Consider the following 26,237-nt stretch of genomic DNA (forward strand, 5'->3'; position numbering starts at 1 on the left):
CCGATGCCCCAGCCGAAGAAAATCGAATGGATCGTGGTGATGAACTCTGCCAGCGCGCATGTGCTAGCCGATGCCGAGGGCCATGCGCTGGTCTTCGAGCTTGAATCGCCACATGCACGCCCGCGCGACCGAGACCGCGACAGGGCCGGGCGCAGTTTCGCGATCGGATCGCCCGGGCGGCGGGCCGCGATGGCGCCGCATGGTGATCCGAGCCATGTTCAGGAACTCGCCTTCGCCCGCGATCTGAGCGACCGCCTCGAACGCAGCCTCGGGGAGGGAGAGTTCGACACGCTCGTCCTCGTCGCGCCGCCACGCATGCTCGGTGCGATGCGCGAGGCGATGCCCGATTCCCTCGCGGCGCGCGTGAGCCGCGAAATCCGCTCTAACCTTGCGAGCCTTTCGCCGAACCAGTTCCGCGAAAAACTGCAGGAGGCGCTGAAGGTGACGTGACCCGCGTATTTGCATTTTGCAGTGACAGCGATCAATGCGCGCCGCCTCGCGGCTTCGCATCCTGACCCTGCCGCACGGAGTCGAACCCGATCAGAGGAGAAGTGTCATGGCCAAGTCCTCCAGCGAAGACACGCCCGACCGCGCCGATATCGAGGAACACGAGCGTCTGGCAGTCGAGGCGATCCGCTCCGATCTCGATGATCTGCGCGAGGATGTGACGGAACTGGCGCAGGCGCTGCGTCGTCATGGCCGGTTGCGGGCCAGCGATCTTGGCGCCGAAGCGACGCGGCGCGGCCACGAGTTCGTGGAAGATGCCCGCGACGCGGTCTTCGAGATGCGCGAGGCGCTCACCGAGGCGCAGCACGACCTGCGCCGCAGCGTGCGCAGCCATCCCGTGCCGTGGGCCGGGGTGCTGCTGGGGATGGTGGGGACCGGGCTGCTGGTCGCCCTGCTGATGGAGCGCCGCAATTGAGAGTTGGCGGCATGGGAACGGGTGCAGGCCGCGCGGGCGGTTGGGGTCGATAAAACGACACTGCTTGCAGGTCTGTTGGGGGAGTAGCGCGCGTTTCCACATCGGAAGCGCGCGCTGCGCATTCTGGGGTCGAGTTCCACCGCGCACAACGTCCGTATACTCGCGTCCCGTCCAACCGGTGATTTTCCGACATGTCTCGCGCCAAGGCCCCGACCGGCTCAAGGGCTTTGGCGAGGGGCCGATGATCACGCGGCGCTCAAGGTTAATTGCCCGCGCCCCGTTTCGTCGCTTGATCACGGTCAAAGACAGAACCGGCAGGGCGAAGGGATCATGGCGTACCTTCGGAGGAGGCGCCTGTGGAACGGCAGACAATTCTTATCGTCGAAGATGATGCCGCCGTGCGTGCGGCGCTGCGGGAGTGTCTCGAGGCGGAAGGCTGGGCGGTGCGCGAGGCGCAAGACGCGGCCGGCATGTTGCGCGAGATCGAAACGGGCGGCATCGACCTCGTGACGCTCGATCTGGGGCTCGGCGCCGATGACGGGTTTGCCTTGGCCCGGGTGCTGCGCGGGCGCAGAAACATTCCGGTCGTCTTCATCACGGGATATGGTCAGCCACTAGACCGGGTACGCGGGCTGGAGGCGGGGGCGGACGACTATATCGTCAAACCCTTTGCCGCGCGCGAAGTGGTGATCCGCATCCGCCGCGTGCTCGAGGGATACCGGACGCGGGCCGTGCCGGTCGACCGGCTCCATATCGATCACAGCAGCATCGACCTGCGTCGGGGTGTGATCGAGCATCGCGACGGGCGCCGCGAGGACCTGACCGGGACCGAGACGAAACTGCTCGAGCTGTTCCTCAGCCGCCCGGCGCAGGTGCTCTCGCGCGACGATATCAACCGGGCTCTTCACGGGCGCGACTGGTCGCCCTACGACCGCACCATCGACACCCATATCGCCCGGCTGCGGCGCAAGATCGAACCGGGAGACGCGTCGCCCCGGATGATCCGCTCGGTGCGCGGCGTGGGCTATGTCTTCACCGGGCAGATCAACCAGGAGGCGCGTCGGGGTTGAGCGCGCGCGCGACGGCTGCGCTCAACGTCGAGAGCGAATAGGGTTTCGTGAGCAATTCGATCTCTTGCTCGACCTTCGGACGCCCGGCGAATTTCTCCGATGCGTGCCCCGAAGTCAGAAGCACCGGCAATCGGGGGTCTCGGGCGCGCACCCGATCGACCAGGTCGAAGCCCGAGCAACTGCCGGGCAGGACGATGTCGGAAAACAGCAGCTCCACCGGCTCGCCCGCCTCGATCTGCTCCAGCGCCTGATGCGCATTCCCGGCCTCGATCACCGCGTATCCCAGGGCTTCCAGCCGGTCGAGAACCGTCTCGCGCACCAGCGGATCGTCCTCGACCACGAGCACGAGTTGACCGTCACCCATCCGCAGCACGTCGCGATCTTCGGCTGTGGCAAGCATGGGATCCCCGTCGACCTCGGGAAGATAGAGCGTGATCGTCGTGCCCTTGCCGGGGGCGCTGTCGATGTCGAGAAAACCGCCCGCCCGCGCCACCGAACTCGCGACGCTCGTCAGCCCGAGCCCGTTCCCGACCCGCGCATCCTTGGTGGTGAAGAACGGATCGAGCGCCTGCCTCCGCACATCCGGCGTCATGCCGTGGCCGGTATCGCTCACGCTCACCGTCAGGAACCTGCCCGGGCGCGCGCCTTCGATTTCGCCTGCCTGCTGCACGTCGAGCTGCGCGCTGCCGGTCCGGATTGTGATGGTGCCAGCCGCCGAGATCGCATCGCGGGCATTGATGACGAGATTGAGCAGCGCCCCGTCCAGTTCCCCGCGATCCATGTAGATCTGGCCTCGATCCGCGCCCGGCAAGAGACGCAGATGCACCTGTTCTCCGAGCACCCGCTCGAGCAGCGTCCATGTCTCTGCGAGCTGCGCATCGAGGCCGAAGCGCACCGGTTTGGGCGTCCGCGCCCCCGCGAGCGCCAGCAGCCGCTGGTTGAACCCCGCGCCGATCCGCGTCGCGTCGATGGCGCGTTCGAGATGCCCGCGCGCGAGATCGGCCATCTCGGTGCGCGCCGCCAGCTCCAGATTGGACAGGATGACGGTCAGAAGATTGTTGAAATCATGCGCGATCAGCCCCGCCATCCGGCCTACGGTTTCCATCCGCTGCCCGCGCACCATCGCCGCCGCGATCCGTGCGCGCTCGGTCCGGTCGAGGATTGCGCCGATAGCGCCGACCGGGCGGGGCGGGTCGGCGCTCTCGTCGAAGCGGATGTTCCCGCGCAATTCGATCACCTTGGGCTCGGCGCTGCGGGCGAGCTTGAACTCGATGGAGAATTTCCGGCTGCCCGTGGGGTCGATCGCCGCGCGATGCGCCTCTTTCAGGCGCACACGATCTTCGGGCGCGGCGAGGGCAATCCACGTGTCGAAGCTGTCGGGCACCTCCTGCGTCTCGAGGAGTTGCCGGGCGGGCTCCGTCGCGACGAGCGTGTCGCGGTCGAAATCCATCTCGAAGAACGCAATTCCCGCGGCTTTCATCGCCTCGATGATCTCTTCCGCGCGCAGGTCCGTCAGCTGTTGAAATTCCTTTTCGGCGCTGATGTCCTCGATGATCAGGATGATCCCCGCGACTTGTCCTGCGCGGCGCAGCGGTGCGACGGTCCAGCGGGTCCACGCCTCGCGGCCATCGGGACGCATCGTGCGGCTCTCGTCGCACTGCACGGTTTCGCCCGCCAGCGCTTTGCCGCGCGCGTCGCGGCAGGCTGTGGGCAGCCACGGCAGCAACGCGTCATGGTCCGACCCGACGGCATGTGCGATATCGCCCCCGTAGGCCGCCAGAAACGCCGCCGAAGCCGCGACGAACCGCATCTCGGTGTCGAACACCGCGACCGGAACAGGTATCAGATCGACCACGCCCTCCAGATCCTCGGCGAGCGCCGCAGCGCGGTGGCCCGGTCTCGGGTCGGGCCTGCACTGTTCGGAATTTGCCATCGACGCCACTCCTTGCGCGCTTGGCACCACGCGTCCCGTGCCGCGCCAACCGCTGGCGCGGGCTCTCATACGGGCGTCGCGTGACGCTTCTCTCCGGAGCCCGCGACCTGCAGTGAGGTCACGAAAAGCTCCTGCGCCTGTTTTTGCGTGTCGAACACAGCCGCCGTCATTTCCTCGGCGACCTGTCCCCAGAGGCGGCGATAGAGCGCGGAATAGTCGTCGATCGCGCCCGAGACGAATTCCGACCACGCGGCGGCGATGGCCGCCGGATCGCCGGGATTGGCGAGATTGGCGAGCAGGGCGCGGTCACAGGTGATCCGATCGGTGGTGAAGCGCAGCCATTCCTGGTTGAACTGCAATGTCCGATCCGCCGCCTGCATCTGCATCGCGACGAAGGGGCCAAGCAGCGCAGGGTCCGGTCCGTCGGGTGGAAGCAGGCGTTTCAGCAGTTCGGCGTAGCCCGCATTGGTGTACACGGTCGCGTCGGTCGAGCTGGGCATCGGAGCCTCCTCCGGAGTTGATGTCGGCTCCCCGAGCTTTGCCGCAGGGGCAGGCGCGTGCATTGATGGAGATCAATGCGCGCGTGGCGAAACCTGCTTTGGCCCGGGGCGGTTGCCTAGCGCCGCGTCCCGGGAAACGCGGCAGCCAGCGAGCCTTTGGGCGCTTGTCCCGCGCCGCTACGCATGGCCGCGGCTTTCCCGCCCATCGCCCCTCGGTCGAAGTCCGACAGGCGCGGCGCGGGAGCGGGTTCTGCAAGGGCCGCGCCGATCCGCTCGTTCTGGAACTTGGCAAGTCGCCGCAACCGCCCGAGATCGGTGACGGCGAGATGATCGGGCGCAAGCAGGCGGATCGCGCCGCGCTCCTCGATCTGGTGCAGCGCGCGGCACAGGGTCTCCACTGTCATGTCCAACAGCGAGGCCAGATCGCGCCGGGTCAGCACGATGCGGATTTGCGGCGTGCTGCCCTCGGTCGCGCCGGGCAACTGCTCCACGAGCCAGAGCGCGAGCCGCTGCACCGTACTGCGCCCGCGCATCTTCACCACGCTCATCTGCAATTCTTCGAATTGGCGGTTCAGCGCCGACAGGAAGCCCCGGAAGATTTGCGGATGTGACTGCAGAAAACCGTGCCAGGTCTGGCGCGGCATCCAGCAGATGGTGGTCTCGGTGGCGGCCTCGCTCGAGAACCCGTTCACCTCGCGTTCGGGGTCGCCGATCAGGTGGCCCGTGCGCAGAATCTGCAGAACGTGTTCGTCGCCGCCTTCGGTCAGAACGACGAGTTTCACGAGCCCGGATGCGACGATCCCGATCCGGTCCGCCGCTTCGCCCTGTGCCGCGATTTCGGCCCCTTGGCGATAGGTTTCACGGTAGCTGCGCCGGGCGAAATCGAGTAGCGCGTCACGATCGAAAGCGCTGCAGAGCCCTGTCTGGCGCGCCGTGCAGTCGTCGCATTTCGCGTCGAATTGCGGCCGTATCGGCTGAATACTTGACATGTTTCCCTCCCCCTTGGGTCGCCCGGTCGGTGGCAGTTCGCGGGCAACGGTCACCTGCGTGACGAGAGGAATCTTGCCGTGTCGGAGGGCATCTGTCAGGCGGTGAATTGTAGAGAAATGTTAATTTATGAAATTTGAGCGGCGTTGTGCGCAATATTGTTGCGCGGAGCATGGGGATAGAAGCCGGCGGAGAGAGACCGCCACGCCGATGAATTCGGTCCCGCCGGCCACGCCTCGGGGAGGGGCGCATGGTGGCCGACGGGATTCGCGAAATGCTCTTCGACCGGGGCGACCGAGCGAGGTCACCCCGAGCCTTCCGCGAATGCCAAATGATGCCCCAGCGCGGAGCAGGCGCCATTATCGGGCGTCAATCGCGGCGTAGCGAAGGCGCCGGTGCGGGGCTCGGCTATCTGCGCGTAGGACCAGGCGCGCCCCGCCAGCGCCTCCGAATTGACGGCGGACAATGCCGCGGCACCGCGCCGCGGGAAAGCTGGGCCACCGATATGGGAGGATATCAAATGACTCAGGTTCGACCTTTCCTGCTCGCTCTCGTCTTGATCGGCGCGGCGGGACCGCTCGCGGCTCAGGACGCCATGACGTCCGACGAGATGGGCGCGCAGCTTTATGCGGACAATTGTGCCGCCTGTCACGGCATGAAGGGGCAGGGTGACGGCCCGCTCGCAGAGGCCTTCATTCAGGACATTCCCGCGCTGACCGGGTTGTCTGCGGCCAACGACGGGACGTTCCCGCTGCTCAAGGTTATCCAGATCCTCGACGGGCGGACGGAAGTGCGCGGGCATGGCGGGCCGATGCCGGTCTTCGGCGCGCTGTTCCGCAACGAGCTGGAGCCGTTGGTCGGGCGTTTCGGAACCGAGGCGGTGATCCGGGGCCGGGTGCTGGCGATCGCGGAGCATGTCGCCACCTTGCAGGAATGAAGGCACCTGCCGCGCGATTGTCGCTGGTCAATGCAGGCCGCGCGGATCGCGCGCAGACTTCCGAAATCGATGCGAGGAGTCGATACGGAGATCGCCATACGGATACGCTGCGCGCTGCGGCCCGGTGGCCGGTCCGCCCCGACACGGAGAGCTCCATCGATCGAAGGGTCATCGTTGTCGTGTGATTTCCGATGTGAAGACATCGACGTCGCGCGTCGGACGATGGCCTTTCGTCACGTTTGACGCGCCCAGGGGCCGGGCGGCCAAACTCTCCGGCGCTTTGACCAAATTTTTTCGCGCAACTGTGACCCTGTCTCGCGCCTGTCGCAAACCTCTGCGAGAAATGGGCGAAACCCCGCCCAGACAGACCGTCCGAGAGGGTTTGCGGGTTTCGCATTGACGGCGGTCAATGGCGCGGCTGGCCGGATTGGTTTTAGCTGGGAGGCGTCATAGCCAAGCTCGAAGGAGTGTGCGGATGTTTCGTTGGATCACCCCCGAGAACAGTTCTGACCTTCTGCCGCAGCCGCGAAGGTCGCGGGACGATGGCCTCGCGCCGGAGACCGTTCCGTGGCCGCTGCCGAGCGCGCGCGCCAGACCGGACGACACGGCCGGACCGACCGGAGTGCGGCTTCGGAAAACGGGACCGGACCGCACATTGGAGGTCTCGGCGTTGCGCGATCTCGGCCTCTCTCCACAAGAGATCGCGCGCTATCTCGGCCTCGCGCTGCAGGAGGTCGCCAGTTTGCTGAGCGCCGATCTCGACCTCGCTGCGAGCCTCGCCAACAATATGACCCCGGTTTATCGCACCCGCGCGAACGCGATGCGCTGGGTGGGGTGAGCCGGTCCCGCGATCATCGCAGACCGTCCTCGGGAATGTGAAGGGCGGCCTGCGAAATGCCGGGACAGGACAGGGCAGGATGGGGCGGTCGCGGTTACCCGCGCGTCATGGTCACGGCCATCTGGCACAGGATCTCGAACATCACCGAGACGCCGAGGAAGGCAGTCGCGCCGGAAGGGTCGAAGGGCGGGGAGACCTCGACGAGATCGGCGCCCACGATATCCACCCCGTCGAGCAGACGGATCACCTGCAATGCCTGATAGGAATTCGGGCCGCCAACCTCGGGCGTGCCCGTTCCGGGCGCGAAAGCCGGGTCGATGAAGTCGATATCGTAGGAGAGATAGGTGGGCTTGGAACCGACGATCTCACGCGCCTCGGTCATCACATCCTCGACGCCGCGGGCGTGGAACTCCTCGATCGGGATCACGCGCACGCCTACGCTGTCGGCAAAATCGCGATCTTCGCTATCATAGGTGGAGCCGCGAATACCGATCTGCACCACGCGTTTCGGGTCGAGCAGCTCTTCTTCGATGGCGCGGCGGAAGGGCGTGCCATGCGTGTACATGGTGCCGCCGAAATAACTGTGGAACAGGTCGGTATGGCTGTCGAAATGTACCATGCCGAGCGGCTCGGGCGTGCCCAACGCGCGCAGGATCGGCAGCGAATTGAGGTGGTCGCCGCCTGCGGTGAGCGGGCGGATTCCATGCTCGCGGACCGTCTCGAAAAACCGGGTGATCCGGTCCATCGCGTCCTGAATGTCGGCGGGGTTCGGGGAGACATCGCCGAGATCGGCGCAGTTGACCATCTCGAAGGGGCGCACGCCGGTCGCGCCGTTCTGCGCCCGGATCATCGTCGAAAGATCGCGCAACTGGCGCGGGCCGTGGCGCGGGCCGGGACGGTTGGTGGTGCCGGAGTCCCACGGACTGCCGATCAGACCGATCTGCACGTCGCTCAGGCGCGGATCGTCGAGCGGCACATGCGGCAGGCGCATGAAGGTCGGCACGCCCGCGAAGCGGGGTAGATCGAAGCCGGAAACGGGGTGGAAAAAGGGATCGCTGGACATGGGGTCGCTCCTGTCAGGTCATGACACTGCCACCGTTCACGCCGAAGCATTGACCGGTGATGAAATTGCTCTGCGGGCCCGCGAGATAGCAGGCCATCGCGGCGATATCCTCGGGCTGGCCGAACCGGGCGAGGGGCGTCGCCATGTCGATTGCCAGCTGTTCGGGGCTCATCGAGGCGGGGCTCGTCATGTCGGTCTCGATCGAGCCCGGCGCGATGGCGTTGACAAGGACTTTCGGTGCCAGTTCGCGCGCGAGTGTCCGGGTGAGCGCGATGATCCCGCCCTTAGAGGCGGTATAGGCGGACATTTCCTCGCGCCCGAGAAAACCCAGATCGCTCGCGATATTGATGATCCGGCCTTCCTCGGCCCTGCGCACGAAGGCACGGGCGGCGAGGAATGTGCCGCGCAGGTTCACCGCGATCACGCGGTCGAACTCGTCTATCTTCGTCTCGGCAATCGGGCTTTCGCGCAGGATCCCCGCGTTGTTCACGAGGATGTCGATCCGTCCGAACCGCGACTTGACGGCGTCGAACATCCCCTCGACCTGCGCCTCGTCGGAGACGTCGGCGGGCAGGGATTCCGCCTCGGTCAGCTTTTGAAGTTCGGCGAGCGTTTCGCGCGCCTGCGCATCGTCGGGATGGCAGAACGCGACTTTCGCGCCTTGTGCCGCCAGCGCCAGCGAGATGGCGCGCCCGATCCCGCGCGAGCCGCCGGTGACCAGTGCAACTTTACCGTCGAGGCTCATGACATGACCTCGCCGCGGTCGACGTTGAGCGCCTGACCGGTGATATTCGCGCCAGCCTCGGACGCGAGGAACATATACGGATCGGCCATGTCGGCGGGCACCATCAGCCCGTCGATGGCTTGCGCGGCCATGATCTCGGCCTCGACCTCGGCCTCGCTGCGCCCGCTGGACACCGCCAGTTCCCGCAGCGAATTGGCCGCCGGCCCGGTTTTCACCCAGCCGGGGCAGATCGCGTTGACGCGGATGCCGCGAGGGCCCAGCTCCTGCGCCCATGTCCGGGTCAGCCCCAGAAGGGCGTGTTTGCTGGCGACGTAGGCCGAGAAGCCCGGTACGGCGGTGCGCGCCCAGATCGAGGCGGTGATCACGATGCGCCCGCCCTCGGGAATGCGCGAGATCAGCGCGTCGGTCACGTTCTGCGTGCCGGTCACGTTGATCGCCACGATCCGCTCGAACATCGCGTTGCCCGTGGGATTGTCGCCGGTGAGCGGCGTGGGGCGCTCGAGCCCTGCATTGTTCACCAGCACATCGACGCGTTCGATATCGGCCAGCGCCTCGGTCACCATCTCCGCCTCGGCGATGTCGCAGCGGATCGCGCGGACCTTGCCGGGCAGGCTCTCGGCGGCCTCATAGATCGCGTCGGTCTCTGACAGGATGATTAGGTCGGCGCCGGCGCGGGCAAACCCTTCGGCGATGCCATAGCCGATCCCGCTCGATGCGCCTGTGACCAGAACGGTCTTTCCGGTGAAGTCGAATGTCACACTCATTCCTTGCCGCGTCCTTCCTCTCTCATCAGCCGCATCAGATGCCCCTCCAAGTCGGAGTAGCCTTCCAGTTTCACGGCCTTTTCCTTGTCGGCGATCCGCGTGCCCTGCTTGAATTCGGGCACGATCACCTCTTTCACTCGGCCCGGATGGCTCGAGAGAAAGACGATCTTGTCGGCGAGGAAAATCGCCTCCTCCAGATCGTGGGTGACGATCACCATCGTCGTGTTGGTCTTCTCGGCGACGTCGATCATCAGCTCCTGCATCAGCCAACGGGTCTCGGCATCGAGTGCGCCGAACGGCTCGTCCATCAGCAAGACCTCGGGGTCATTGGCGAGCGTGCGCGCGATGGCGACGCGCTGACGCATCCCGCCCGAGAGTTGCGACGGGTAGGCTTCGGCGAATTTCCCGAGGCCTACGAGATTTATGAAGCGCTCCGCGCGTTCGCGGCGCTCGGCGGCCGGGACGCCGTTGATCTGCATCCCGAACTCGACATTCTTGCGCACCGTCAGCCAGTCGAAGGAGGTATAGGCCTGAAAGACCATGCCCCGGTCGCGGCCCGGTCCCTCTACGCGACGGCCGCCGATGATGATCTCGCCGCCGCTCGGGGTCTCGAGCCCCGCGATCATGCGCAGGATCGTCGATTTCCCGCAGCCCGACGGGCCGAGAAGGACGCAGATGGAGTTGCGTTCGACGGTGAAGCCCGCGCCCTCGACGGCGACCAGCTTGCGCCCGCCCGACAGCTCGAATTCCTTCGTGATTTCGCGGATTTCCAATGCGGTTTCGGCAGCCATGCTCAGCTCTTTCTCAGATAAGGGAAGGCCCAGCGATGCAGGGCGGAGAAGGCGAGGTCGAACAGCAGGCCCAGCACCCCGATCACGATGATCCCCGACAGGATTTCATCGGTCTTCAGGAAACGTCGCGCGCGCATCATCATCGCGCCGATGCCGGTGGTGGAGGCGACGATCTCGGCGATCACCAGATAGGTCCAGGTCATCGCCAGCATCTGGCGCATCGCGGTCACGATATCGGGCAGAACGGCGGGGAAGATCACGCGGGCCACGACCTTGCGGCGCGGTGCGCCTAGCGTGAGGGCAGTCTCGACGAGTTCCTCGCGGACGTTCTTGGTGTGATCCATGATCAGCGTGATCAGGAAGAAGATCACCCCGAGGAACAGCAGCGCCAGTTTAGGGGCCTCGCCGGTGCCGAACCACATTAGCAGGATCGGGATGAAGGACGGCGCGGGCAGATAGCGCCAGGCGGAGACGAAGGGGGCGAAGAACGCCTCGATCGCGGGGAAGGAGCCCATCATCACGCCCAGCGGCACCGCCACGGCGCTGGCCAGCGCGAAGGCGATCAGCACGCGGCTGATGGAGATCAGGACATCGCTGCTGAACCCGCGACTGAAGAACAGATCGAAGGTGGTCGCGAAGACCTGATGCGGGGCTGGGACGAGAAGCGGGTTCACCAGACCGCTGGCCGAGGCGACGATCCAGATGCCGAAGAACAGCACCCAAACGGCGAGCGCGGAAAGCAGCTTCTGACGGCGGTTCACGGGCTTGCGCAGCTGAAGAAAGGGAGTGGGTCGGGCGCTCAAGGCAGATGCTCCGGCTTGGGGGAAGGGAAGCGCCGGGACGTGGCGCTTCCCGCGTGTCTTAGTGTGCGGTCAGGCTCTGGCGGTAGCCGGACTTGACCAGATCGCCCATCAGCGAGCAGTCGACGCCCTTCGACGCATCGACCTTGTTTTCCATCAGGCCGAGTTTGATCCACCAGTCATTGGTCATCGCGATCGAGTCGACCATCGAGCCGTTGGCCATGCCAAGCGGGCCTTCGCCGTCGAGCACGCCGCAGAGCCGGGCAGACTCGTCGAAATCCATCATGTAGATGCCGCCCTCGAAGGACTTGCCGTTGGTGCCGATAACGTAGCCGACATCCTCGGCGGGCCATTGCAGGAAGGAGGCGATCATCTTGTTGGCCTCTTCGGTATGCTGGTTCCAGTAGGCCAGACCATCCCAGCGCGCCTTCAGTACCGCCAGCGCCGCCTCGCGGTTATCGGCGATGAACTTCTTGTTCATGTAGAGCGCGTCCATGAAGATCCCGGTCTTGAGCATTTCCGGATCGGAGGTGTCGACGATGGAGCGCGCGCCCGGTTTCGCCTCGAGCACCTTGGAAATCCACGGCTCGTACATGTAGGCGGCGGACAGGTCGCCCGACATCATCGGACCGACGGCTTCATCGGCGTTGAGGTTCACCCATTCCACCTGATCGGGAGTGATGCCCTCGGAATCGAGCCAGATCCCCATCAGCAGCTGGCCGATATAAGCCTGCGGGGCCGCGACCTTCTTGCCCGGCAGGTCGGCGGGCTCGGTGTCCGGTGCGAGGATGACGTGATCGACCCCGTAGGAGGGGTTGAGCTGCGCCACGTTCACCACGTCGGTGCCGCGATCCACGACCAGCGGCGTGTAATCGGCGGTGCAACCATAGACGTCGATCTGACCCGCGGCGAGGGCGGCATGCCCGCCCAGCGGATCTTCGAAGATCGTGATGTTGAGATCGTAATCGGGGATCAGGTTCTGCTCCTTGGCGACTTCGAGCATGGCATAGCCCGGCCAGGAGACGCAGACCCCGACATTGACGGTTTCAGCGGCGGCAGCGGAGAGGCTGCCCGCGGAGAGGGCGACCGCGGAGGCGGCGGCGATTTTGAGAACGGAGCGCATAAGCGGACCTCGCTGTTGGTATGGATTCTTGATCTTGTGAAGAAAACTTTATGAGATAAAAACTTTTATGCAATAAAAATTTTGTCTTGACCAAAAACGAGCCATCGCAGACAACTGTTCGCAACCCTAGGAGGACCTTGTGAGCAACCTGCGCGCCCAACAAAAACAAGACCGTCGCAACCGCATCGTGACATCGGCCAAAGAGCTTTTTCGCGAAAAGGGCTATGACAAGACGACGATCGAGGCGATCGCGGTCGCCGCGGGCGTCTCGGGGGTGACTGTCCATAACTACTACGGAACCAAGGCGGGGGTGCTGCTCGCGCTGGTCATCGAGAGCGACAAGCAGCTCTTGGAACGGCTCGACGCCAGGTTGCCCGGGAAAGAGGCCGATCTCGTCGAGCTGACGCTCGCCTTCGCGCATGAGATCATGGAACACGCGATGCAGACGCTGGAGAAGGAAATCTGGCGTCAGGTCATCGCTGCGGTCACGATCGAGGCGGGCACGCAGCTGTCCAAGGCCTATTTCAAGCTCGACGAACAGCTTGCCTCGGTGCTGGTGCGCCGGATCGAGGCGATGCAGCGGGACGGCCGGCTCAGTGCCGATCTCAACCCGCTCCACCTGGGCCGCGCGCTGTTCCAGCTGCAGAACGCCCGTTTCATCCAGTTCATTTCCACCGACGCCGCGCGCCGGGACGATATCGAGACCTGGCTGCGCAACGATATTGTGGCGCTGTTCTCGGTGACGCTCCCGGTGTCCGCCGATCCTTCCTGAGCGGAGAGTGACATGTTTCTCAACCCGATCACCTGGCCCGAGGGCAAGCGCTGCGCCGCCTGCGTGACCTTCGATATCGACGCGGATTCGTTGATCCGCACCGCCCGTCCTGACGATGCCGAGCTGCGCCTGCAGCCGATTTCGATGGGTCGCTACGGGCCGACGGTCGCGGTGCCGCGCATCCTCGAGACCTATCGCCGTCTGGGCCTCACGCAGACCTTCTTCATGCCCGCCTGGGTGATGCAGAATTATCCCGCGACGGTCGAGGCGATCCTGAAGGCAGGGCACGAAATCGGGCACCATTCGTGGATGCACGAAGACCCGATGGAACATTCCGACGAACGCGAGGCGGAGCTGTTCGGGCGCGCGCTGGAGGTTCATGTCTCGATGACGGGCCGCAAGCCGCGCGGCTATCGCGCGCCGGTCTATTCCTTCACGCCCGCGATGCTGAACCGGTTGATCGAGCACGGGTTTCTCTATGACAGCTCGATGATGGCCGACGAGTTGCCCTACCGCGTCGAAACCCCGAAAGGCAGCCTGATCGAGATGCCGCCGCATTGGGGCACCGATGACTGGCCGCCCTTCGCGCATTTCGGCGAGATCGACTACCTGATGCCGATCCGTGCGCCCTCCGATGGCATCCGCGCCTTCGCCGAGGAGTTCGACGCGTTGCACGAGGCAGGCGGGTTCTGGATGCCGGTGCTCCACCCGTTCCTGACGGGCCGGTTGGCGCGCTGGCGCGAGATGGAACGGCTGCTGGAACGCGCCGTGGCGACGGGCGACGTCTGGTTCGCACCGATGGAAGAAATCGCCAGCCATGCGAAAGCTACGGAGGCGACGCTTCGCCACGAACGGATCGGCGTCGAGACGTAAAGCCGCTTCGGGAACGAAGGCCACCGATCTGCCAAATAGAACACCGCGGCGCCGAACAGCGCCGCGGTGTTTTCGTTTATCTGTTGGCTGTTCGCGCTTATTCGGCCGCGGTATCGGAGGGCATCGCGGGGAGATCACCATCCGCCACCAGGTGTCCGTCGCCAACATCGCGCAGCGTGAGCCGCTGCGGGCCGGTGCCCAGCTTGTAGACCGGGCTGGGAACCTCGCCGGAGAGGCGCGGAATGGGTTCGCGCACCTTGTCGGGGTCGGGGATCGGCACGGCGGCCATCAGGCGCTTCGTGTAGGGGTGCTGCGGTGCGCCGAAGATCTGCGCCCGCGTGCCCATCTCCACGATTTGCCCCATATACATCACCGCGATCCGGTCCGAGATGTTCTCGACCACGGCCATGTCATGGCTGATGAACAGGTACGCGATGCCGAACTCGCGCTTCAGCGCCTCGAGTAGGTCCAGCACCCGTGCCTGCACCGACACATCCAGCGCCGAGACGCTTTCATCCGCGACGATCAGCTTGGGCTGCAGCGCCAGCGCGCGGGCGATGCAGATTCGCTGGCGCTGGCCGCCCGAGAACTCGTGCGGATAGCGGTCGAGCTGATCGCGGGTGAGGCCGACGCGTTCGAACAGCGCCGCGACCTTCTCGCGTTGCTCCTCGGGGGTACCGATGCCATGGATCACCAGCGGCTCGGCCACCAGATCGCCCACCCGCATCCGCGGATCTAGCGCGGCCATCGGGTCCTGAAAAACGATCTGCACGTCGCGGCGCATCTCCTTCATCTTCGCGCCGCTCAAACTGCCCATCGTGTGGCCTGCGACCTCGATGCGGCCCTGATGCGGCACGAGGCCGGTCAGCGCCTTCGCGATGGTGGATTTGCCGCAGCCGCTTTCACCGACGAGCGAGAAGGTCTCGCCCTCCATGATGTCGAAGCTGACACCTTCGACCGCGTGCACCCGGTGCGTGACCTGCGACAGGATACCGCCGCGGATGTCGAAATGCACCTTCACGTCGCGCAACCGCGCCACGGGTTTGGCATCCGGGGACGCGCCCGCAGCGCCGCTGCCGTCGCCCATGCGCGGTACCGCGGCCAGCAGGTCCTGCGTATAGGCCTCGCGCGGGGCGGTGAAAATCTGCGAGACAGGGCCGGTCTCGACCGCCTGACCCTGCTTCATGACGATGACCCGCTCGGCCATCTCGGCGACGACGCCCATGTCGTGGGTGATCAGGATGATCGCCGTTCCCATCTCGTCCTGCAGATCGCGCAGCAGATCGAGCACCTCGCGCTGCACTGTCACGTCGAGCGCGGTCGTGGGCTCATCGGCGATCAGCACGTCGGGGCGCAGCGCCAGCGCCATCGCGATCATCACGCGCTGCCGCATGCCGCCGGACAGCTCGTGCGGATATTGCGTCATGCGACGCTCGGGTTCGGAGATGCGCACACGCCGCAGTGCCTCAAGCGCACGGGTCCGAGCCTCTGGCTTCGAGACCGGCTCATGCGCGCGGATCGCTTCGGAGAGTTGCAAGCCGATCGTCAGCACCGGGTTGAGCGAGGTCATCGGCTCCTGGAAGATCATCGCGATGCGGTTGCCGCGAATGGCGCGCATCCGGCCCTCGGGCAGGCGCGTCAGGTCTTCGTCATGGAAGCGGATGGCGCCGGAACTGACCCGAAGGGCAGGGGGCGGCAACAGACCCATGATGGCCAGAGAGGTCAGCGACTTGCCCGACCCGCTCTCGCCCGCGATGGCGATGGTCTCGCCGCGTGCGAGCGTGAAGCTCAGATCGCTGACCAACGCGCGCTCGCGCCCCTCCGAGCGCACCGAGATCGTGAGACCTTCGACGGCGAGCACCGGCTGGGCGGGCTCCGGGGCCATGACGGCCCCGGCTTTCGTTTGTTGCATCTCGATCATTCGAACACGTTTCTCGGGAAGTAGAAGCTGACGACCCAGTTGGGCATATCGACGATCTCGGAGATGCGCAGATCGCCACAGGTCGAAACCAGCATATAGGCGTCGACCGCCGACATGCCGCGCTGTGCGCACAGAAGGTCGATCATGCCCGAGACCGCATCGCGCGCGCCCGACATCAGGTCCGGGCCGATGCCCGTCGTGACCTCGTAGCCCGCCGTGTCGAGGTGGCGCGTGACCGGCCCCGGCGTGGTGAAGCGCGGGAATTTCAGCGTCTCGTTCTTGATCAGGTCGAAGCTGAGCACGCAGTTCATCGGGCTCTCGATCGCGGTGCCGCAGACCTCGCCATCGCCTTGGGCGGCATGGGTGTCGCCCACGGAGAACAGCGCGCCCTCGACCTCGACCGGCAGGTAGAGCGTGGTGCCCGCCGCCAGATCGCGAATGTCGAGATTCCCGCCCACGCGGCGCGGCGGGACGATGGAATGCGGGCCGGCTTCTGCCGGGGCGACGCCGATGGTGCCACAGAACGGCTTGAGGCCGACCTTGCCTTCGCTGCCCCAAAGCGCCTTGTCGGGCGAGGCGGCGTCGTATTTCCAGATCGTCAGCGCCGGATCCTCGAACTGATCCGCCAGCAGGCCGAAGCCCGGGATATTCGCGGTCCAGCCCCAGGCGGAGCCTTCCTGCTCGCGCGGGGTGAAGCTGTCGATGGTGACCTTTAGCACGTCACCGGGCTTCGCGCCTTCGACATAGATCGGGCCGGAGACCGGGTTGATCTTGCCGAAATCGAGCGTCTTGACGTCTTCCACGGTCGAGGACGGTCCGAGCTGTCCGGCCGAGCTGTCGTGGCAATGGAATTCGATGGTCGATCCCGGGGCCACCGTCTCGGCCGGGACAAGCGAGTTGTCCCAGCCGAAATGGTGCTGTGCGCCGTGGATCGTATAGTCACAGGCTTTGCACATGCGCGCTTACTCCGTCACGTACACGTAGTCGTAGTTCACGGGGATCGAGACCGGGTCGACATAGAGCGCATCTTCGCCGCCCATACGGCTCGACTTCATGGTGTAGCGGTTCTCGTTGAACACCGGCACCCACGGCGCGTCTTCCATGACCTTCATGTAAACGTCGGACCATTTCTGCAGGCGTTCGTCCTGCTTGGCCGGGTCGGTAATCGAGTCCGCCTCGGTCGCCATCGCGTCGAGTTCCTTGTTGCAGTACCACGACCAGTTCCAGCCGCCCTCGACCGCGCCCGCGCAACCCAGGATCGGCCCGTAGAAGTTGGACGGATCGGGGAAGTCGGCGATCCACGCCATGCCGCCCGACCAGATCATCGGTGCGGTTTTCGGCGTGCCGCCCGCTTCGATCACGTTGGCCTGCGCCAGCGCCTTGATGTCGACCTTCACGCCGATCTGCGACAGGTCCTGCTGGATCGCCTGGGCGATGCGCGGGTTCGGGTCGGTGTTCATCACGTAGAGCTCGGTCTCGAACCCGTCGGGATAGCCCGCATCCGCGAGCATCTGCTTGGCCTTTTCCTGATCGAAGGGATAGCCCTCGTAATCCTTGGTGTAGCCCGGCATCGACGGCGGCAGCGGCTGGTTCGCGGGCGTGGCGCGACCGTTGATCATCTGCACGATGCGATCCTTGTTGATCGCCATGTTCATCGCCCGACGCACCTCGACCTTGTCGAAGGGCGCCATCTGGGTGTTCAGCGTGATGTAGCCGGTATGCAGCTGGCCGCCCATGACGACGCGTTTGGCCTCGTCGGGATTGTTCATCACCTCGTTGAACTTCGCCGGCGGGATGCCATCGCCGGGCACGTCCACCTCACCCTTCTGCAGGCGCAGCAGGGCCACGATCGGCTCTTGGCCGACCTCGAAGGTGATGGTGTCGAGATAGGGGATGCCCTCGCGCCAGTAATCGGCGTTCTTCTGGAACACGAGCTGCTGGCCGATCGTCCAGTCGGCGAGCTTGAACGCGCCGGTGCCCACGGGATGCTTGCCGAAATCGGTGCCGTATTCGTCGACCGCTTCCTTCGGCACGACCGAGGCGAAGTTCAGCGCCATCACGTGCAGGAAGGTCGCGTCGGCGCGCGACAGCTCGATCTTGACGGTGTAGGGATCGACGACGGTCACGCCTTCGAGGCTCGTGGCCGAGCCGTCCGCCATCGCGTCATAGCCCTTGATCGAGCCGAAGAAGCCTGCGCCGGGCGACTGGGTCGCGGGCGTGGTCACGCGGTCGAGCGAGTATTTCACGTCTTCGGCGGTCATTTCGCGACCGTTGTGGAACTTTACGCCCTTGCGCAGGTGGAAGGTGAAGACCGTGCCGTCATCCGAGATCTCGTAGCTCTCGGCGAGGCCGGGGCGCAGCTCGGTGGTGCCGGGAACGTAATCCATCAGCCCGTCGAAGATCGATTTGATCATCGACCAGTTCTGCCAGTCATAACCGATCGCCGGGTCCAGCGTGGCCACGTCATCCTTGTAGGTGATGACGATATCGCCGCCTTCCTTGGCGTTCGGGTCGGGGGTGTAGTCCGCCGCCGCGGCAAAGCTGCCGAAGCCCAGCGACACCGCGAGGGTGCTCGTCACGAGCATCTTTCTCATCAAGCTCATTTTGTCTCTCTTTCTCCGTTGGACGTTGGTCGAGGGGCCCGGTTCCTCCGGGGCTCTGGTTGCGATCAGCGCAGCTTGATGCGCGGATCGATGAAAGGTGTGATCAGGTCGGCCAGCAGGTTGCCCAGCACGATCGCGCAGGCGGATACGAGCGTGACGCCCATGATGATCGGGATGTCGACGCGCTGGATCGCCTGCCAGGCGAGCTGCCCGATGCCGGGCCAGCCAAAGACGCTTTCCACGACGACGATGCCGGACATGAAGATGCCGATATCGATCCCGATCATCGCGATGATCGGCAGGATGGCGTTCGGCATCGCGTGCAGCGCCAGCACCCGGAAGCGCCGCAGCCCCTTGGCGCGGGCGGTACGGATATAGTCCGAGCGCAGCACGTCGATCATCGAGGAGCGCATCATCCGGCTGTACCAGCCCGAGCCCATGATCCCGAGGGTCAGCGCCGGCAGCACGAGGTTGGAGAAGCTGCCGTAGCCACCGATCGGGAACCAGCTCAGCTTGACCGCGAAGACATAGAGCAGAAGCAGGCCGACCACGAATTGCGGCGCCGAGACCGCGACGAACGAAGTGATCATCAGCGACTGGTCGAGCGCGCCGCCGCGGCGGATCGCAGCGACGATGCCCAGCGTGAGCCCCATGATCAGTTCGGCGACGATCGCGCCCAGCATCAGCAGGAGCGTCGCGGGCAGGCGCGCGGCGACCAGCGTCGCGACCTCGGTCTTCTGCAGGTAGCTGCGGCCCATATCGCCCTGGAACAACCCGGTCAGGTAGCGCCAGTATTGCACGATGAAGGGCTGATCGAGGCCCAGCTGGTGGCGGATATTGGCGACCGTCTCGGGCGTGGCCGAGCGGCCCGCGATCTGACGCACCGGGTCGGCCGGCAGCACGAAGAGCAGGAAGAATGTGATGAAGGAGACGCCGAGAAGGATCAGGGCAGCCTGGATCAGGCGTCGGATCAGATAGGCCAGCATCAGTCACGCCCTCTCTGCGTCGGGTCGAGCACGTCGCGCAATGCGTCGCCCACGAGGTTGAAGGACAGCGCCAGCAGCAGGATCGCGGCGCCCGGGATGAAGACGAGCCAAGGGGCCGCCTGGAAATAGGTCTGGTTCTCGAAGATGATGTTGCCCCAGCTCGGCGTCGGCGGCTGAACCCCCACGCCGAGATAGCTCAGCGTCGCCTCCAGCAGCACCGTGGTCGAAATCCCCAGCGTGCCCCAGACGATGATCATCGGCACCAAATGCGGCAGGATGTGGCGGAACAGGATGCGCACGGTGCCCGCGCCGAGGGTCCGCTCGGCGGCGACGAATTCACGCTCGGCCAATGCCGAGGTCTCGGTGAAGACCACGCGCGCCGTCTGCACCCAGTTCACCAGCGCGATCACCATCGCGACGATCCACAGCGACGGCGTGAAGATAGCGGCGAGGCAGATCGCCAGCAGCAGCGCCGGGAAGGCCATCATCAGGTCGGTGAAGCGCATCAGCACCGCACCGATCCAGCCGCGGAAATAGCCTGCCGTCACGCCGATCAGCGTGCCGATAATCAGCGCAAGGCCGTTCGCGACGACGCCGATGATCAGCGAGGTCCGCGCGCCGTAAAGGATGCGCGAGAACAGGTCGCGGCCGAGAAGGTCGGTGCCGAGCCAGAACTTTTCGCCCGGCGGCATGGGGGCGCCTTCCAGCGTCAGCCCGTCGAACATCTGGTCCTGCGGCTCGAATGGCGCGATCCACGGCGCGAAAATCGCGCCAAGCGTTACGATCGCGATGATCGCAAAGCCCAGAAGGGCGAGCTTGCGGCGCATCAGGCGGCGCAAGGCGCTTTGCGGTCGGGCCGGTCCCTCAGCCAAGGTCGCGTCGGTCATCGGTCTTCCTTTGTTCGTCATGGTTGGCGACGATGCGGCGCGCGGCATCCTCAAAACTCACGCGCCAGGCCATCGCCATCTGGCGGAGCTGGTCATAGGCCTCCGCCTCACTCTTTCCCCGCGCGGCCAGCAGAGTGACCGCCCGCACCACCGTCTGGCGCTCGTCGAGGCGGCGACGCAGATCCGCGATCTCCGCCGAAAGCTGCGCCCGCGCCTCGAAACCGAGCCGCGCGATCAGCAGCGCTGAATAGACCCCGCCATCGCCCACCGGTTTGAGGAGCTGCGCATGGGCACCGGCTTCCAGCGACCATTCGATCCGGCCCGGCGCTTCGGTCCCGATCAGCGCGATCATCGGCATCGGGCTTTGCCCCGGCTTCCACGGGAATTGCTCGTCATAGCCCTGATCCGCGTCGAAGAAGACGAAATCGCCCGACAGCGCTTCCGCCGGAAGTTCGGGCCAGCAATGCACGACCGTCAGGCCGATCGCGCGCAACTGCCGCTCGAGCGCCTGCACGGTCGCGTGCGGGCGATGCAGGATATAGGCGCGGGCGCCACCGAGATCGGGGATGCGGATCTTGCGTTTCATGACACCACCTTCAGTCGGGGCGCGCCGGGCGAGACCGCGTTGCGACCCCGTGCGAGATAGGGGTCGCCCGCGACGGCTTCGAACCGCTCGCGAACGGTGAAAGCGCCGTTCTCGACCTGCGCGATCAGGACGGGCAGGGCGGTATGGTGGGTCGAGGCGTCGATGCCCTCGGTACCCTGCGGCGCATCGTGCAAGAGTTGTGCGAGGCTCTGGTCCGGGGCGTCTTCGTGTCCCGAGAGCAGAAGCGCGAGACGATAGACCGAGGACCAAGCGGCCGCTTCATGCGAGGAGCCGAAATTGCGCTGCGCCTGCGGCCAGCCGGTCGCGCCGCGGAAATACGGCCCGGCGGCCACGAGCCCCTCGGCCGCGCCCGGATGGATCGCGGGCAATTCGCATTCGGTCAGATTGCATGAGAGGATCGGGCAGGTCTCGGGCCGGAAATGGGCGTCCTCCTGACCGAGCCTGTGATAGGCTTCGAGGAAGGCGTATTGCGACGGGCCGATCAGGTTGTTGAGAATGAAATCGGGCCGGGTCGCGCGAATTTCAGCAATCATCCGGTCGACATCAAGCGAGCCGAGCGGCAGGTAACGTTCGCCCAGAACCTCGCCGCTAGCGGTCGAGATCACGTCTCGGGCGAGCCGGTTCATCTCCCAGCCCCAGATGTAATTCGAGCCGGTCAGAAAGCCCCGCCGTCCCAGCCGGGCGAAGGCCCAGCCCAGCATTGGCAGCAGGTGCTGGTTCGGGCAGGCATGGGTGTAGACGACATGATCGGAGGCTTCGAACCCTTCGTAGGGCACCGCGTACCAGAGCGTACCGCCCGCTTTCTCCAGCGTCGGGATCACTTCCTTGCGGCTCCACGACGTGACGCAACCAATCACGTGGCGGGCATCGCTGTCTCGCAGAATTTCCTCGCAGAGCGGACCGTAGGCGTCGATGTTGCCCTCTGGGTCGCGCTCGACCGGAGCAAAGGTGAGCGGGAAATCGGGCATCGCGTTGATCTCTGCAATCGCGCTCAGCGCCCCGGTCCGGCAAGCCTCTGAAATCAGAGAATAGCTCCCCGAGCGGGAATATAGCAGGCCAAGTTCGATCCGTTTCTTCATATCCGCTCCCGCAGCACCCCTGATCCAAAACGCAAAACGCCCCGCTGACTTGCCGCAGGAAAGCGGTGTCAAAGCGAGGCGCAATTGCCGTTCGGGTTGTTCCGATGTGGAACCAAATTTGCAGCGTGAGACTCAGGCGGCAAGCGCAAATTGCGAAACCTCTGCGGGTTCACAGCTCAGAGGTGGATTTTTCGGGGTGGCTGCACAAAATTTGTGCACAAAACCGTCATCTGAGAGCAATGTTTTGTCACACGCCGGTGAGAATCGGTTTTGGAGGGATCGGTTTCGTTCGTCCGAGCACGACGCGCCGCGTCTGCCGCCGGGAACAATGCTCCCGGCGCGGCGACTGGCTTCGGTCTGGGAGCCTCTGACTTTCCGCAGGGGGCGGCTGTTTGCCAAAATTCGGAAGCCGGGAAAAGGGCAAGCGCTCCGCTGGCATGGCAAATTCACCGAAAGAGGCGAGCCACGCGCCGAGCTACGCTAGCTAAGCGCTGATTTTTTTGGATATTTTCCCCACATTCATTCGCCGGGGGAAGTGGCGGAGAGACAGGGATTCGAACCCTGGGTCGGCTCTCACCGACAACGGTTTTCGAGACCGCCGCATTCGACCACTCTGCCACCTCTCCGCATCAGGGGTCGTTTCGTAGGGCGGGATTTAGCCGCCCTCGCGCGCCCTTGCAACCCGTTTTTCGAGGATTTTTTCAGATCCTTCGCAAAGCCGTCATAAACGTGAGGTCAACGCATCCGGAGCGCCCCGTCGAGGCGGATCACTTCGCCGTTCAGATAGCCGCTCTGGACGATGAAACCGGCAAGTTTGGCGTATTCCGAGGGATCACCGAGCCGCTTCGGGAAGGTGACTTCGGCGGCGAGGCTGTCCTGCACCTCCTGCGGCAGGCCCTTCATCATCGGCGTGGCGAAAATGCCCGGCGCGATGGCGCAGCAACGGACGCCCTGGCTGGCCAGATCGCGGGCGAGGGGCAGGGTCATCGCGACGATTCCGCCTTTTGACGCCGCATAGGCTGCCTGGCCCTTCTGGCCGTCAAAAGCCGCGATGGAGGCAGTGTTGATGATCACGCCACGCTCGGGGCCGGGGTTGCGGGCCATCTCGGCGGCGGCGAGGCGGGCGACGTTGAAGCTGCCCACGAGGTTGATGTCGATCGTGCGCGCGAAGCTCTCGAGCCGGTGCGGCCCGTCGCGGCCGACCACGCGCTCGCCGGTGGCGATACCGGCGCAATTGACCGCCACATCGATGCCGCCCATCGCGTCTACTGCGGCTGCGATCCCGGCGGCGACGCTGTCCTCGGAGGTCACGTCGACCTCGGCGAAGGTCGCGCCGATCTCTGCCGCATAAGCCTCGCCGCCCGCCTGGTCGCGGTCGAAGAGCGTCACCTGCGCGCCCGACTCAACGAAGTGCCGCGCGGTCGCAGCCCCCAGCCCCGAAGCGCCGCCGGTGATGATGGCGCGAATTTTGCTCAACTCCATGTGATACTCCCTCGAAATGAACGCGTGTTCATTAACCAGTGGAACCGCCGCTTTGTCCAGTGTTGCCAATGCATTTTGCGGCTGCAGCATCCGGCGCCCCGATCACGTCTTGTGACAGCTTCGGCAACCTGCCGCCTATGGTCGGAACCAAGCCGATTGACGTTGCATTGAATGAGCATAGGTCCGGGCAACGGATCTGATCCAAAACGTCTCAACGGGGGATGAACCCCCAAGACAGGAGAGAGAGAAACATGAAACGTATCATCGTTACGTCGAGCATTCTGGCACTCGCTGGCTCCGCCGCGATGGCGGGCGGCTACACCACCCCGGCACCGGCTCCGGAAGTCACCCCGGCCCCGGTCGCGGTCGCGCCCGCGCAGTTCAGCTGGGACGGCTTCTATGCCGGTGCTCAACTCGGCTACGGCAAGGCTGACCAGTCGATCGATGGCGACGGCGTCGTGGGCGGTCTGCACGCGGGTTACCTGCGCGACTTCGGCGGCTATGTCCTCGGTGGCGAGCTGGCCTATAACGCCGCGAACATCGACGACAGCAACTCCGCCGCGAAGGTCAACTCGATGACCGACCTCAAGATGATCGCCGGTGCGCCCTACAACAACATGCTGTTCTACGGCACGCTCGGCGCGTCCTACGTCGACGCTGAAAACGGTTCGGGCGCCAGCTACTCCGACACCGTTCCGCTGGTTGGTATCGGCATGAAATATGCCATTAACCCGAAGTGGACCGTCGGTACCGAGCTCGACTACCGCAAGGGCAACAACTTCGACGGCACCCCCGACGATCTGAACACCACGACGCTGAACCTAACCGCGTCCTACAAGTTCTGATCTCAGGCGGATCGTCTGATATCGACGGGCGGGGGGAAACCTCCGCCCGTTTTTCTTTGTCCGGATGTTGCTGCGACGCGGCGGGATCGGGCAAGGCCGCTCAATCCGGAGCGATCAGGCCCAGCCCGCGCAGATAGACGCCGATGCCGCTTTCCAGAAGGTCCTCGGGGGCATAGGGCGCGCGATTTCCCTCGCGGGAATAAAGCTCCACGACGCCGTGGCTCATCGCCCAGACATGCGCCGCGACCATCGCGACGGGCGGGCGCTTTTCCGGCGGCATATGCGCCATCAGGGCGCGCGTCGCACGTTCCATCGCGTCGCTGGATTTGCGCGCCACCGCCGCAAGATCGGGTGAGCGGTTGGGCGATATGCCGCTTTCGAACATCGCCATGTAGTGACCGGGATATTTCCGCGCGAAGGCGAGATAGGCGCGCCCCACCGCCGAGAACGCCGCCAGCGCCGAAGGCTTGCCGCCGTTCCACGCGTGATCCAGCAGGTCGCCGAAGATCAGATAGCCCTGCCGCGCACATTCCGCGATCAGGTCCTCGCGCCCCTCGAAATGGCGATAGACCGCAGCCGGGGTCACGCCTGCGCGTTTCGCCGCTTCCGAGAGCGTGAAGCCGGTCGGGCCCTTCTCCTCGATCAGCTCCAGCGCGGAGGCTACGAGCGCCTGACGCAGGTTGCCGTGATGATAGCCTTGCTTAGACATTCAGAACGTCGATGCCACCGCAGATTTCACCGTCGATCTCGCCGATCGCGTCGCGGTCCTTATGCGCATAATCGACCGCGTTCAACACCGTCTGGATCGCGGCAATCCGGGCGCGTTTCTTGTCGTCCGAGCGGATTACCGTCCAGGGCGCATGCGCGTTGTCGGATCGCGCCAGCGTCTCCTGGATCGCGTCGGAATAAGCGTCCCAGCGCTTGAGCCCTTCGACGTCGATCCAGCTCAGCTTCCACTGTTTGAGCGGATCCTTCTCGCGCTTGAGAAAGCGGCGCAGCTGTTCGGCGCGATCCACGTTGAGCCAGAGCTTCACGAGGATGATCCCGTCATCGACCAGCATCTTCTCGAAATCGGGCAACTGGCAGAAGAAATGCTCGCGCTGCTCGGGCGTGCAGAAGCCGAAGACATGTTCCACCACGCCGCGGTTGTACCACGAGCGGTCGAACATCGCGATCTGGCCCGCGGCCGGAAGCCAGTCGACATAGCGCTGGAAATACCATTGCGTGGCTTCGGTCTCGGTGGGCTTCGGCAGCGCCACGACATAGGCCGAGCGCGGGTTCAGGTTCTGCCGCATCCGCCCGATCGTGCCGCCTTTGCCCGCCGCGTCGCGCCCTTCGAAGATCACCGCGATCCGCTTGCCGGTTTCCTTGGCGTCCCAGAACATCTTGACCAGTTCGACCTGAAGCGCATCCATGTGACGGTCGTATTTCTTGCGCTTCATCTCCTCGTCGTAAGGGTAGGAGGGCGAGAGCATGTCATCCTTGCCCGCCTTCTCGATCGCCTCGCGCACGACGTCCGGCGCTTCCTCCTCGAGGTAGCGGGTGATGTCGCCCACGAAGGGGATATCGAACGGCGGGTCACTCTTGTCCTTGGCCATGATCTGCCTTTTGTCGTTTCACGGCAGTATGCTGCGCGGGCCGGGACGGTGCAAGCGGTGCCGCACAGCGGCGGGCAGGCGATACCGGGCGTGTGACGTGCGCGCAAAACC

27 protein-coding genes and 1 tRNA gene are annotated in these 26,237 nt (G+C 65.0%); 8 read left to right on the forward strand and 20 right to left on the reverse strand.

Annotated features, from left to right (window positions below; translation table 11 throughout):
* Nucleotides 1-3: 3 nt before the first annotated feature.
* The 3 genes from B6V74_RS09870 (at nt 4) to B6V74_RS09880 (ending at nt 1,992) form a co-directional block, all read left to right on the forward strand.
* Complete coding sequence (locus tag B6V74_RS09870; protein ID WP_075776583.1) at nt 4-450, forward strand: host attachment protein; 447 nt, start codon at nt 4-6, stop codon at nt 448-450.
* Nucleotides 451-556: 106 nt separating this feature from the next.
* Nucleotides 557-922 carry a hypothetical protein gene (locus B6V74_RS09875; protein WP_088722694.1) on the forward strand — a complete coding sequence of 122 codons (366 nt, stop codon included), beginning with the start codon at nt 557-559 and terminating at the stop codon, nt 920-922.
* Between the two features lie 356 nt (nt 923-1,278).
* Nucleotides 1,279-1,992, forward strand: a complete 714-nt coding sequence (locus B6V74_RS09880; RefSeq protein ID WP_088718716.1) for a response regulator transcription factor — start codon at nt 1,279-1,281, stop codon at nt 1,990-1,992.
* Here B6V74_RS09880 and B6V74_RS09885 read toward each other — a convergent pair.
* The 3 genes from B6V74_RS09885 to B6V74_RS09895 form a co-directional block, all read right to left on the reverse strand.
* A complete protein-coding gene (locus B6V74_RS09885) occupies nt 1,967-3,925 on the reverse strand; it encodes a PAS domain-containing sensor histidine kinase (protein WP_168184209.1) in 1,959 nt (652 codons plus the stop codon). The genes B6V74_RS09880 and B6V74_RS09885 overlap by 26 nt on opposite strands.
* A 65-nt stretch (nt 3,926-3,990) precedes the next feature.
* Nucleotides 3,991-4,425 carry a hypothetical protein gene (locus tag B6V74_RS09890; protein ID WP_088722696.1) on the reverse strand — a complete coding sequence of 145 codons (435 nt, stop codon included), beginning with the start codon at nt 4,423-4,425 and terminating at the stop codon, nt 3,991-3,993.
* Nucleotides 4,426-4,541: 116 nt separating this feature from the next.
* Nucleotides 4,542-5,414, reverse strand: a complete 873-nt coding sequence (locus B6V74_RS09895; RefSeq protein ID WP_088718713.1) for a Crp/Fnr family transcriptional regulator — start codon at nt 5,412-5,414, stop codon at nt 4,542-4,544.
* Between the two features lie 518 nt (nt 5,415-5,932).
* Between B6V74_RS09895 and B6V74_RS09900 the strand changes: the two genes are divergently transcribed.
* Both B6V74_RS09900 and B6V74_RS09905 read left to right on the forward strand, forming a co-directional pair.
* Nucleotides 5,933-6,349 (forward strand): cytochrome c, encoded by a 417-nt coding sequence (locus tag B6V74_RS09900; protein WP_075776577.1) that lies wholly within the window; start codon nt 5,933-5,935, stop codon nt 6,347-6,349.
* Between the two features lie 475 nt (nt 6,350-6,824).
* Nucleotides 6,825-7,187 carry a hypothetical protein gene (locus tag B6V74_RS09905; protein ID WP_088722697.1) on the forward strand — a complete coding sequence of 121 codons (363 nt, stop codon included), beginning with the start codon at nt 6,825-6,827 and terminating at the stop codon, nt 7,185-7,187.
* A gap of 94 nt (nt 7,188-7,281) precedes the next feature.
* Here B6V74_RS09905 and B6V74_RS09910 read toward each other — a convergent pair whose 3' ends face one another.
* The 6 genes from B6V74_RS09910 to B6V74_RS09935 are packed head-to-tail and all read right to left on the reverse strand — an operon-like array spanning nt 7,282 to nt 12,473.
* Nucleotides 7,282-8,250 (reverse strand): agmatinase, encoded by a 969-nt coding sequence (locus tag B6V74_RS09910; RefSeq protein WP_075776575.1) that lies wholly within the window; start codon nt 8,248-8,250, stop codon nt 7,282-7,284.
* Between the two features lie 13 nt (nt 8,251-8,263).
* A complete protein-coding gene (locus B6V74_RS09915) occupies nt 8,264-8,995 on the reverse strand; it encodes a 3-oxoacyl-ACP reductase family protein (RefSeq protein ID WP_088722698.1) in 732 nt (243 codons plus the stop codon).
* Entirely contained in the window at nt 8,992-9,759 is a 768-nt protein-coding gene (locus B6V74_RS09920) for an SDR family oxidoreductase (protein ID WP_206185198.1), read from the reverse strand. The genes B6V74_RS09915 and B6V74_RS09920 overlap by 4 nt, the downstream gene beginning before the upstream one ends.
* Nucleotides 9,756-10,550 (reverse strand): ABC transporter ATP-binding protein, encoded by a 795-nt coding sequence (locus tag B6V74_RS09925; protein ID WP_088722699.1) that lies wholly within the window; start codon nt 10,548-10,550, stop codon nt 9,756-9,758. Before B6V74_RS09925 ends, B6V74_RS09920 begins: the two co-directional genes overlap by 4 nt.
* 2 nt (nt 10,551-10,552) lie before the next feature.
* Nucleotides 10,553-11,353: an ABC transporter permease gene (locus B6V74_RS09930; RefSeq protein ID WP_077701206.1), complete on the reverse strand. Its 801-nt coding sequence runs from the start codon at nt 11,351-11,353 to the stop codon at nt 10,553-10,555.
* Between the two features lie 58 nt (nt 11,354-11,411).
* A complete protein-coding gene (locus tag B6V74_RS09935; protein ID WP_077701207.1) occupies nt 11,412-12,473 on the reverse strand; it encodes an ABC transporter substrate-binding protein in 1,062 nt (353 codons plus the stop codon).
* A gap of 139 nt (nt 12,474-12,612) precedes the next feature.
* Here B6V74_RS09935 and B6V74_RS09940 point away from each other — a divergent pair, with 139 nt between their 5' ends.
* Both B6V74_RS09940 and B6V74_RS09945 read left to right on the forward strand, forming a co-directional pair.
* The gene (locus tag B6V74_RS09940) at nt 12,613-13,245 is read left to right on the forward strand and encodes a TetR/AcrR family transcriptional regulator (protein WP_075776571.1); all 633 of its coding nucleotides are present in this window, start codon (nt 12,613-12,615) and stop codon (nt 13,243-13,245) included.
* 12 nt (nt 13,246-13,257) lie between these two features.
* On the forward strand, nt 13,258-14,118 hold the full coding sequence (locus B6V74_RS09945) for a polysaccharide deacetylase (protein ID WP_088722700.1): 861 nt from the start codon (nt 13,258-13,260) through the stop codon (nt 14,116-14,118).
* A 97-nt stretch (nt 14,119-14,215) separates the two neighbouring features.
* Here the strand turns inward: B6V74_RS09945 and B6V74_RS09950 are convergent, their stop codons facing one another.
* From B6V74_RS09950 to B6V74_RS09990, 9 genes are all read right to left on the reverse strand, one after another.
* Nucleotides 14,216-16,030, reverse strand: a complete 1,815-nt coding sequence (locus tag B6V74_RS09950) for an ABC transporter ATP-binding protein (protein WP_075776626.1) — start codon at nt 16,028-16,030, stop codon at nt 14,216-14,218.
* A gap of 5 nt (nt 16,031-16,035) precedes the next feature.
* Nucleotides 16,036-16,995 (reverse strand): acetamidase/formamidase family protein, encoded by a 960-nt coding sequence (locus B6V74_RS09955; RefSeq protein ID WP_075776569.1) that lies wholly within the window; start codon nt 16,993-16,995, stop codon nt 16,036-16,038.
* A 6-nt stretch (nt 16,996-17,001) separates the two neighbouring features.
* Nucleotides 17,002-18,633, reverse strand: a complete 1,632-nt coding sequence (locus B6V74_RS09960; protein WP_075776625.1) for an ABC transporter substrate-binding protein — start codon at nt 18,631-18,633, stop codon at nt 17,002-17,004.
* Between the two features lie 74 nt (nt 18,634-18,707).
* Nucleotides 18,708-19,628, reverse strand: a complete 921-nt coding sequence (locus tag B6V74_RS09965; RefSeq protein WP_075776568.1) for an ABC transporter permease — start codon at nt 19,626-19,628, stop codon at nt 18,708-18,710.
* Nucleotides 19,628-20,515: an ABC transporter permease gene (locus B6V74_RS09970; protein ID WP_075776567.1), complete on the reverse strand. Its 888-nt coding sequence runs from the start codon at nt 20,513-20,515 to the stop codon at nt 19,628-19,630. Before B6V74_RS09970 ends, B6V74_RS09965 begins: the two co-directional genes overlap by 1 nt.
* Nucleotides 20,493-21,101 carry an ANTAR domain-containing protein gene (locus B6V74_RS09975; protein ID WP_075776566.1) on the reverse strand — a complete coding sequence of 203 codons (609 nt, stop codon included), beginning with the start codon at nt 21,099-21,101 and terminating at the stop codon, nt 20,493-20,495. The genes B6V74_RS09970 and B6V74_RS09975 overlap by 23 nt, the downstream gene beginning before the upstream one ends.
* Nucleotides 21,098-22,201, reverse strand: a complete 1,104-nt coding sequence (locus tag B6V74_RS09980; RefSeq protein ID WP_088718709.1) for a transporter substrate-binding protein — start codon at nt 22,199-22,201, stop codon at nt 21,098-21,100. The genes B6V74_RS09975 and B6V74_RS09980 overlap by 4 nt, the downstream gene beginning before the upstream one ends.
* Before the next feature lie 536 nt (nt 22,202-22,737).
* Nucleotides 22,738-22,827, reverse strand: a tRNA-Ser gene (locus B6V74_RS09985).
* A 109-nt stretch (nt 22,828-22,936) separates the two neighbouring features.
* Nucleotides 22,937-23,683, reverse strand: a complete 747-nt coding sequence (locus B6V74_RS09990) for an SDR family NAD(P)-dependent oxidoreductase (RefSeq protein WP_075776549.1) — start codon at nt 23,681-23,683, stop codon at nt 22,937-22,939.
* Nucleotides 23,684-23,934: 251 nt separating this feature from the next.
* Here B6V74_RS09990 and B6V74_RS09995 point away from each other — a divergent pair, with 251 nt between their 5' ends.
* Nucleotides 23,935-24,528 carry a porin family protein gene (locus tag B6V74_RS09995; RefSeq protein ID WP_088722701.1) on the forward strand — a complete coding sequence of 198 codons (594 nt, stop codon included), beginning with the start codon at nt 23,935-23,937 and terminating at the stop codon, nt 24,526-24,528.
* A gap of 100 nt (nt 24,529-24,628) precedes the next feature.
* Here B6V74_RS09995 and B6V74_RS10000 read toward each other — a convergent pair whose 3' ends face one another.
* Nucleotides 24,629-25,237 (reverse strand): TetR/AcrR family transcriptional regulator, encoded by a 609-nt coding sequence (locus B6V74_RS10000; protein ID WP_075776547.1) that lies wholly within the window; start codon nt 25,235-25,237, stop codon nt 24,629-24,631.
* On the reverse strand, nt 25,230-26,126 hold the full coding sequence (ppk2, locus tag B6V74_RS10005; protein WP_088722702.1) for a polyphosphate kinase 2: 897 nt from the start codon (nt 26,124-26,126) through the stop codon (nt 25,230-25,232). Before ppk2 ends, B6V74_RS10000 begins: the two co-directional genes overlap by 8 nt.
* Between the last annotated feature and the right edge of the window lie 111 nt (nt 26,127-26,237).

The sequence above is a fragment of the Thioclava sp. F42-5 genome (assembly GCF_002213195.1).
In the GTDB taxonomy this organism is placed as follows: domain Bacteria; phylum Pseudomonadota; class Alphaproteobacteria; order Rhodobacterales; family Rhodobacteraceae; genus Thioclava; species Thioclava nitratireducens.